A 9,237-nucleotide genomic window follows, 5' to 3' on the forward strand; every position below is an offset into this window, starting at 1 on the left:
ACTGCTATATTAGGTAGTGGGATAAACGTCTATCGATTTTGGTTTGGATTATTGTAATGATTCAATATCGAGAAAATAATGTTCACGATTTTATTAAAATTGTAAAGTCTATTTTATAGAACCCAAAGAAGCCTGGAGGGCTTCAATAATAATAACCGTGTGGTGTTAACCCACGGGAAATGGAATAAAACAACAATCGATTTTTGGCGGTATTATTGCCTTTTTTTCGCAACAATACTGACAAAAATCACAACGATACTGCTATATTAGGTAGTGGGATAAACGTCTATCGATTTTGGTTTGGGTTATTGTAATGATTCATTATCGAGTAAGTAATGTTTACGATTTTAATATTATTGTGAAGCCCAATTTACAGAACCCAAAGAAGCCTGGAGGGCTTCAATAATAATAACCGTGTGGTGTCAACCCACGGAAAACGGAATAAAACAACAATCGATTTTGGCGGTATTGTTGCTTTTTTCCCGCAACAATAATGACAAAAACAAACCTAACATCGAGGTTCAAATACAAATAAAAATACCACTATGCCACTCAGCCACCTACTCTCCTGCAAAGGAGTCACATTACTCCTTGTCTTGCTAAGCCTCCTGGCCTGCGAAACCCCGAAAACCGATACCTATCAGGACGTTTCCTTCTACAGTGATGCTTTCGCTACCGAGCGAAATTACAGGATTTACCTGCCGGGAGATTATGCAGATCAGCCGGGAAAAAAATACCCGGTGGTGTATTATTTTCATGGCTATGGAGGCAGGTACAAATGGGATGCTTATGACCTGGAAGACGATGTGCATTATCCGGATAATGGCAGGATAGCCCCTCCCTTTGTGATGGAATGGGAAAAATATGCCCGGGAAAAAAACCTGATCATCGTGACCTGGGATGGCTACGAACCCAATCTTTCCCCAGGTAAAATGGAGCGGGAAGGCATACCCTATGGCAATGCCCTGCCTTACGATTATGTGCGTGCCCATGAAACAGAGCGGGAACATTGGGGCTGGGATTTTAGCGCCCATTTCAGGGAGCTGGTACAGCATGTAGACCAAAATTTCCGAAGCATTCCTGACCGCAGTAAAAGAGCCATTACAGGCCTGAGCATGGGTGGCTTGACCTCCTATTATGTAGCCGGACAAAACAAAGACCTGGTGGCCTCCGTCAGTGCTTTCGATCCTGCCGCTAACCTTCCTTACTACGGACCCAAAGGCAAACAGGTGGTTTTCCCCATACTGGAAATGCACCGTTCATTAAAAGGCTTGGCGGTGCGATTGACCAAGACCGATGGGGACTGGCTCAAGTACAACAACTGGCACATGACCCAGCTTTTTGGAAGTGCTGACCTTAGCCATTTTGAAACCCATACCGCAGACTACCCCAATCACTGGACAGCTGATACCGAACAGCAACTGGATTTTCACCGCAATGAATTTGCCAAGACCCCCGCGCTGCCTGCCAAATGGAACCATGTCAATCCTGGTTTTGACAATTTTGAGGTATTCGGAAATACCTTTGAGATCCAACGGGAAAGACCAGCCCTAAGCCTGATAGAAAATGCAACAGCAAATAAAATGAAGCTGCTGTCCCGAACATTTATTCCCGATGGACCCATCGTGCAGGAAGAAAGTATAGCTGTCAGTACGGCAGGAGTCTATGCGCCTGGGGAAGCCTACCTTCTGCGATCGTTCAATCTTTCTACGCTTGCTTTTGAAGCAGACAGCCTTGTTGAAGCAGACAAAGAAGGAAAGCTTGACTTTGGATTGTCAGGTGGAGGCCATTGGTTGGGGATCAACAGTGAAGCCAAACCAGAAGCCCAATTAGGAATGGTGTTCCCCAACAACCAGGAGCATTTTTACTTTGAGGAGGGAAAAACAGAAAGCCTGAATTTCTCCCTGGTCAATATAGGCAATGCCCCAGCTCAGGAAATCGAGATCATTCCGCTAAGCCAGCATCCCCATTTAAAAATAAGCCCCGAAAAAATCACCATCTCAGCCCTGGAAGCCAAAGCAGCGATCGATAGTGAGCAGGCCTTTCAATTTACCTTTGGGCGCTATTCCGATTCCAGCTTTGTGGCCGGAGTGGATTTTGTGATCAAGGCAGACCAGCAAGTGGCCGATACCCTTAGGATCATGGCTTTTGCTGCCCCCAAAGCCATCTACAGCCCCAAAAAAGACCTGATCCTTCTGGATGGAAGAACAGTGGCCGAGGTACCGATATATCAGCAGGGAATGGATAGCATTGTTTTTGAGGCTTTGTCAGGGGGAGAAGGCAATGGCAATGGCATCTGGGAAGCGGGAGAAGAAGTACTGCTCTACCTGCGCCTGCCACAGGGATTGGCCCCCAAAGACACCAATACCTTTCACCCCACTTACCTGCTCAACCATCCGGCACAGCCTTATAACAATGTAAACAACATGCACTACCTGGAGCGACTCAATCAAGCCAGCTGCACAAGTGAAACCACCCCCATAGCCCTTTCCCCGGACAGCCCCAAAAACCAGGAGCTGGACCTCTGGCTAAGGGCCGAAAGCCTCTACAATGACAAAAATGACAGCACCTCCAATGCCACCATCTATGCCAATCAATTTCATTTTAGGAGGGTGAAGGTGGGTAAGAGTTTTTAATGCAAAAAATTTAAAAGCTAAATTCAGAAACTGAAACCTCTTGCTAAAAAATGGAATGGGGCTTAGTAAGATAGGCTGTACAACGCTATGGTGAAATTTCACCTATGCCTTATTTGTTGCTAACTGATTTTTGTTTCTTAATTACCATCTTCAAATAGAGTTTAAATACCAAATTTAACGCTTTAAGAATTAATCACCGACCGGATTTATAGGTCCATTTTTATAGAGGCCTTAGCTATTATCGGTAGGGATTAATCTGACTGTTTTCCTATGTGTTAGGTATTTGAAACAATTTTTTAACATTTATTTCAAACGCATATTCTATAAATATTTCAAGTATTTTGTTATGTTTAGATGATGTTATCGGAAATAATTTTTTTAGTTATTAATTGTATGGTTTGCTTTTTAATTTACAGTTTATTATTTTTAATAGATGATATTTTTTCAACTATCAAATAATCGAGCATAAATTTGATATTTTTTATAGCGATTAAACTATTTTTTTTCGCTAGAATAAGGTGATTTATTTTAATGAAGAAACGAAACTGGATCAATTTGAATAACATTTTGATTGAGATTTTATATAGGCGTTAAGCCAAATATATTGATAGAATTTCTCTTATTATTTAAGTAAACCTTGGATATGATAGCTAAGTCTTTCTACTTGTTTTTATTCGTCTTCATTTATTACAATAATGAAATTTTTGGGCAGGATTATTTGTCTATTCAGGATAATTACTGTAATGCCACCATAATGAGCCCCCAATCTTATACTTTCACCCAATATGGTAATCATACGCCTGAACTAGCGAGAGAAGAGGATGTTAATGATGTTTTCTGTTTAATACCTAGTGAGTGTGTCTGTAATTTGAGTAGGTGTCTGAATGTGGTTTATTTGGAGAGATGTTAATTTAGGTACAATAGTGTAAAATGAAAATATGTTATATTATTTGGTGATTATAAAAATAAATAGCTAAAATGAAAAAGTTTAACTTGTTTATAATATTCAGCTTATATATACCTCTATCTTTGGCTCAAAGTGATCCTTTTAAGTTTGACATTGCTCCAACCTCTCCAAATGCTTATGCATTTTCAAAGTATGTTGATTTACCTGAGTCTTCCTATACAGGGCTTGTTCCTATTTCTATTCCAATCGGCTCAATAAATGAAAAAGGAGCCAATGTAGATATTACATTATCCTATCATGCCAGTGGTATAAAAGTGGATGAAATTGCTTCATGGGTTGGATTAGGCTGGAGTCTCAATGCTGGAGGAGTGATTACCAGAGAGGAAAGAGATATGGCGGAAAGACCGGGTGAAGATGGGGATATTTTACCCTCACGTTTAGATATTGGATTTCCAGATTTAAATCCTGATACAGGAAGGTTCGATGATTTGAATGTTTTGTTCAAAGCGATAAATAAATCTCATTTATATGATATTGAACCTGATATATTTTATTACAATTTTGGTAATAGAACTGGAAAATTTGTTTTTGACGAAAAGGGAGACGTTCAGTTTTACAAGTATGAAGACATCAAAATTGAATTTGTAAAAAGCAATCCAAGTAGTGCAGTAAGTGCAATTAATTCAAAATTTATAATTACTGATGAGAATGGAATAATTTATGAATTTGATGAAATTGACATAGCTTATTCGGTCGAATTTAGTGAAATGATCCCTACTTCATGGTACCTGACAAAAATTGTATCACCTCAGGGTGGGGAAATCATGTTTAAGTACTCTAAAAGGGTTGCAAAGCATTATTATAACCAAAAAACATCTCTTCTTATTGATGAAGGTAAAAATATAGATCATTATGGATGGCCTGCTCCAGAACTACATTGGGGAATTAGCAATGAGATTTTTCTTGAAAGTATCAGCTCATCAAATTCAGGTAGTATAAAATTTAGTGTAGGCACATCTCCCCGACTAGATTATAGGAGTAATATGCCGAGTTTTGCGCTGGATGAAATTTCATTTTTCGATCTTTACGATGAACCAATAAAGCATGTTCAATTTAATACCAGCTATTTTGTTGCACCGGAATTCAACTCTGATTTTGCAGCGTATGGGTCTCCAGATATAGTTGCATTTGAACACTTAAGGTATCGTTTAAAGTTGGACGCTGTTACTTTTTTATCGGGTGACAAATCCTATTCTCAACCTCCCTACAAATTGGACTATTATACAGATGTCAATCCAACTTTGTATAATCTTCCTTACCGGCTTTCGGTAAATCAAGATCATTGGGGTTATTTTAATGATGCTGGAAACAGTACATTAATACCTGAGATTACATGGACCGTTTACACTGGTCAGTGGTTTGAAATGTTTCTTAGAATGGAGGGTTATTCAACAAATAATTTTGTAGGTGGAGCTAATAGAGAAGGCGATTCCATTGCAGTAAAAGCTTGCGCCTTGCATAAAATTTCCTATCCAACTGGGGGATATAGGGTATACAATCTTGAATCCAATGATTTTGATGATTCAGAAGAAGGATACAGGATTGGTGGTGGTTTGAGAATTGGGTCAATAGTTAACTATGACAATAATGATTTAATAACAAATAAAAAACATTCATCTATAAAGATTTTAATTCGTCGATGAATCCACCATATATTAAGGGTAACTCGTCCTCTGGTCAATTAATAAATGATCCACGAGATTTTTATGTGTTGCTAGGTAAAGGGCGTGGAGTTAGACAAAGTACAACAATGCCACCGGGAGATATGACTTCAGTTTTCGGGGACTGGAGCAAAGTTGGTTTTACACATCCGAATAAAAATGTGACAAAAATTTCAACAGTACCTCAAGCTATTTTAGGTTCAACACAAGGTCAGGCAGTTGGATACGGTTCAATAATTGAATTCGAGAGTGGCAATGGATTTACGTTGAAATCCTATTCAACCTCATCCACTTATCCAAATATGTGGAATCCTCAGGATTATACAGATATGGATGCACCTGTAGATGTTTTTGAAACTCAATATAGTACTTTAACTCAACCTGCCCCTTCAGTAGGGGGACTTAGCAAATACACACTAAGAAACAATATTTGTAATCAATTTCCCTTCCTTCCAATGTATGATACAGATTGGAAAAGGGGACATTTAAAAAGTGTTCATTATTTTAATGAATCAAGACAACTACAAAATATAAAAAAGTATGAATATTTTTACCCTAACCAAGTGAATGTTTTTGGATATAAAATATTTGACGTTAGTTCAGGTAATCCATACAATGCGTATATACATGGGAAATACTATTTGCCGGCAAACTGGGTAGCACAAAAAAAAGAAACGACCACCCATTTTAATATGAACGATACCAATCCTTTGGTTACCGTAAAGGAATTCGAATACACTAGTATTCACCATAAATTTCCGACACTAGAAAAATCAATAGATAGTAAAAGTGATGTAATTCAAAAGAGATATTATTATCCTGAGGATTATAATAATAGGGTCGCTAACATCACTACTCTAAAGAAAAATCATATTATTGGAAAAGCAATCAAAACAGAAATTATCAAGAAGAAGAGTTTAATTGATGGTACAGTAATAAAATATAATGATCAAGGAGACCCAAGCGAAATTTACAAATATGAAAATGAATCTTTAATTCCTCCGTCAACGCATAATCATAATTTATTGATACCACCTGGTTATCAAAAAAAAGCTTCATATGGTTATGATCCTTTAACACATGTTTTAAATGATGTTTTTATTTATGGAATCCAAAACACATCCTATATCTGGAACCACGATCAAAGATATCCGATAGCAAAGGTAGGAAACGCCCTATCATCAGATATTTCCCATACTTCATTTGAAACAGAAGAAAAGGGGGGGTGGGCCTATTACGGCAATCCTGTTTCCTCTATTAATGCAAAAACAGGTAGTAATTATTATGATTTGGGGAGAGGAAGTATTTCCAAATCCGGAATTGGTGCAAACAGCACTAATAAATTTCTCCTTACATTCTGGGTGAGACGGTCTAGCGGTAAAGGAAATTGGACTTTTCTGGGCCAGACAGAAATTTTGGATACTGCGTGGAAACTTGTTGTGCGAGAAGTAACAACTAATACGGTGACAATAACAGGTAGTGGTATTCATCTGGACGAGCTTCGCCTACACCCCTCTAATGCACAAATGACAACTTATACCTTTGATTCGATGGGTGATATGAAAACGAGTACAGATTCAAGAAATTACACTGTTTATTATGACTACGATGCTTTTCGACGCTTGAGGACTATCAAAGATGATAATGGACAAATCAAGGAACATTATGAGTATAATTTCTAAAAACCTGCAAAAATCATTAATCATGAAAAGTGCACTTTTTTTTGGACTTGTAATATTTATTCTAAGTATAAAAGCTGCAGTTGGTCAAGGTATGCTTGAATCTAAACCTATTGAATTGATAGGTTATTGGCAGACTGATTCAGTCTCTCAGCTAGGGGTAAAAGAACGCATACTTTTAAATGAAAATTCCCTGGATTACAAAGCATTGTCCAGTGAAATGGGCAGTGCAATTAAATCAAGAGAATATTTTTTTCAGGATGAAGGGATTTTTACTGCCAAATGGGTAATGGGTAAAAAACAAATCATAGTAACAGGTAAGTGGGATGTTATAGAAAAGAATAAAGTCACTATTGAAGTAGATGGAGTAAAAACCAAGTATTCCGTCAAAGCCAACGGAAAGGAAGGTATTTTATTGGTGCCATTAAGGGAAAGAAATGGAGAAATTCATGAGTTATATTTTATCAAAAAGAAAGTAAAATGAAGCCTTTCATCCTTTTACTGACATTCTTCATTTATGTCCAAACTATTTTTTGCCAGGAGATTACTCACGTGCAAATTGTTGGACCTACATCGGTCAGTCAAGGTGAAACAGTTGTTTATGAGGTGAATTTTTGGAATGGTTCTACAATGGTTTCTCCGAGTGGTGGAGTAGGAAATCTATGGGCCCCGTCTGGAGCTTCGATTAATTATGAGACCAGTAATACGATAAGTCTTACTTACAATTCAGTCGGCAGTCACTCGTTGGTTTACCAATATATGACCTATAACGGGAATTTCTACGACAATATTAAGATTGAGGTAATTGGTTATAACCCTTGCGCTGAGGTATACCCTTCCTCTTCCGATGGCACCCACATTGGAATCGGAGCAGTAGCCTTAATGGCAAATGCAGCTCCCACTGGTTTTGGTTACAAATGGTACTCCACCAACCGGACGACTCAAGTGGGTACCTCTAAAAATTTCACCACTCCCAGACTTACAACAACAACTACCTATTATTTAGCATATGTTCATAATGTCTCGGGTTGTATTACGGAAAAAATACCTATAAAGGCAAAAATCTTAGATCATAACTTTGTTAAAAAATTTACTGCCAGAAAAGCTGGACTCACCGAATCCATCATTCAGAACGCCTCTCCTTCAGATTCCTACAAAGAAACTACCTACTATGATGGACTTGGTAGGCCCATGCAAAATGTAAAACGGCAAGCTTCGGTGAATGGCAAAGACCTGATCACCCCCATTGCCTATGATCCTTTCGGGAGGAAGGCCAAAGAATACCTTCCCTATTTTGAGACCACAGGTATTCAGGATGGTAGCTTTCGAAGCAATGCCCTAGCAACACAGACTGACCGATCAATCGCCATTTATGGCGATGTTTTTGCCTATTCTGAAAAAGCATTTGAACCTTCTCCTCTTAATAGATTGGAGAAACAGACAGCGCCAGGGGAAGCTTGGAAAATGGGTAGTGGCCATGAAATAAAATTCGCTAGAAGAACCAACGACAATAATCCCGAAGGCATCAATGATCAGGTAAGACTATTTCGGGTCAATGCCGAGGGACTACCTTTTAGTGAGGGGATCTATTCACCTGGAGAACTCTGGGTGGAGATCAGTGATGATGAAGATGACAATCGCACGCTCACTTACACGGATAAACAAGGTAAAATTATACTCAAAAAACAGCAAGAGACTGCTGATAAAGAAAGTCAGGGACCTGTTGGGTGGCTGAGCACCTATTATGTCTACGATTACTTTGATAAACTTAGGGTAGTTATTCCTCCCCAAGCCAGCAAAATACTGTCAGAAATAGGCTGGGACCAGTCTGTAAACAGCGACTTGGCCAATGCACAGTATTTTCTTTACCGATATGATGCCAGAAAAAGATTGATAAAAAAGAAAGTCCCCGCTAAGCAAGCCAGCCATATGGTTTACGATCAACAAGACCGACTTGTAGGTTTTCAGGACGGAAATTTGGCGGCTAAACCAAGCATGAACTGGCTTTTTACTAAATACGATGGATTGGGAAGAATCATCCGGACTGGCTTTACTACTGACAAAAGAAACAGAGAAGAATTACAAGCTTACCTAGACACTCAGAGCGGCAACAATGCTCGTACCACAGCCAATACTGCCCATACCAGAAGTGAAAGTGACATTAGCTCAGTTAAGTACGACGGTTACAAAGTTTACCTGCCAGCAAAAGTATCAGACTGCGAGCAGGATTCAGGATGAAAGCTACGATTAACCAAAGCTTCAACGCCTACATTGGGGGAAAATGAGCAGGAGGA

Annotated in this window: 5 protein-coding genes; all 5 read left to right on the forward strand. The window is 38.8% G+C overall.

Features of this window, described 5'->3' with window-relative positions; genetic code table 11:
- Positions 1 to 545 precede the first annotated feature (545 nt).
- The 5 genes from ADICYQ_RS19705 to ADICYQ_RS19725 all read left to right on the forward strand — a co-directional run bounded on the left by ADICYQ_RS19705 (position 546) and on the right by ADICYQ_RS19725 (position 9,181).
- Complete coding sequence (locus tag ADICYQ_RS19705) at positions 546 to 2,636, forward strand: alpha/beta hydrolase (RefSeq protein ID WP_081652400.1); 2,091 nt, start codon at positions 546 to 548, stop codon at positions 2,634 to 2,636.
- Positions 2,637 to 3,614: 978 nt separating this feature from the next.
- Positions 3,615 to 5,246 carry a hypothetical protein gene (locus ADICYQ_RS19710; RefSeq protein ID WP_040417202.1) on the forward strand — a complete coding sequence of 544 codons (1,632 nt, stop codon included), beginning with the start codon at positions 3,615 to 3,617 and terminating at the stop codon, positions 5,244 to 5,246.
- Entirely contained in the window at positions 5,243 to 6,946 is a 1,704-nt protein-coding gene (locus ADICYQ_RS19715; protein ID WP_020894121.1) for a hypothetical protein, read from the forward strand. Before ADICYQ_RS19710 ends, ADICYQ_RS19715 begins: the two co-directional genes overlap by 4 nt.
- A 22-nt stretch (positions 6,947 to 6,968) precedes the next feature.
- Positions 6,969 to 7,427, forward strand: coding sequence for a hypothetical protein (locus ADICYQ_RS19720; RefSeq protein WP_146947984.1), 459 nt, complete (start codon positions 6,969 to 6,971; stop codon positions 7,425 to 7,427).
- On the forward strand, positions 7,424 to 9,181 hold the full coding sequence (locus ADICYQ_RS19725; protein WP_040417205.1) for a DUF6443 domain-containing protein: 1,758 nt from the start codon (positions 7,424 to 7,426) through the stop codon (positions 9,179 to 9,181). Before ADICYQ_RS19720 ends, ADICYQ_RS19725 begins: the two co-directional genes overlap by 4 nt.
- Positions 9,182 to 9,237: the final 56 nt, after the last annotated feature.

Origin of the sequence: Cyclobacterium qasimii M12-11B (assembly GCF_000427295.1) — a bacterium.
GTDB lineage: Bacteria > Bacteroidota > Bacteroidia > Cytophagales > Cyclobacteriaceae > Cyclobacterium > Cyclobacterium qasimii.

What these genes read in the sequence shown, in the direction of transcription:
- ADICYQ_RS19705 (WP_081652400.1), top strand. Translation starts at nt 546, where the DNA reads ATGCCACTCAGCCACCTACTCTCCTGCAAAGGAGTCACATTACTCCTT.
- ADICYQ_RS19710 (WP_040417202.1), top strand. Translation starts at nt 3,615, where the DNA reads ATGAAAAAGTTTAACTTGTTTATAATATTCAGCTTATATATACCTCTA.
- ADICYQ_RS19715 (WP_020894121.1), top strand. Translation starts at nt 5,243, where the DNA reads ATGAATCCACCATATATTAAGGGTAACTCGTCCTCTGGTCAATTAATA.
- ADICYQ_RS19720 (WP_146947984.1), top strand. Translation starts at nt 6,969, where the DNA reads ATGAAAAGTGCACTTTTTTTTGGACTTGTAATATTTATTCTAAGTATA.
- ADICYQ_RS19725 (WP_040417205.1), top strand. Translation starts at nt 7,424, where the DNA reads ATGAAGCCTTTCATCCTTTTACTGACATTCTTCATTTATGTCCAAACT.